The organism is Extibacter sp. GGCC_0201 (assembly GCF_017566055.1).
Lineage (GTDB): Bacteria > Bacillota > Clostridia > Lachnospirales > Lachnospiraceae > Extibacter.
Window position 1 is genome coordinate 1 of the sequence record NZ_JABFCH010000145.1, and the last position, 226, is coordinate 226.

General features: G+C 36.3%; 1 pseudogene. It reads left to right on the top strand.

What is annotated here, in order from left to right:
- A pseudogene (locus HJV72_RS20435) lies at positions 1-226 on the top strand (sugar O-acetyltransferase); the annotation flags it as partial.

Consider the following 226-nt stretch of genomic DNA (forward strand, 5'->3'; position numbering starts at 1 on the left):
GGAACTAATCTCTGGATTACAGCTCCATTTTATGTAGACTATGGCAATAATATTTATTTTGGTAATAATTGTGAAGTAAATATGAATTGCACATTTTTGGATGACAATGAGATACGAATTGGAAACAATGCGTTGATAGCGCCAAATGTACAGATCTATACGGCATTTCATCCAACCAATGCGTCTGACCGGTTTGGAGAATCAAAAGAGGACGGTTCGTTTGAAT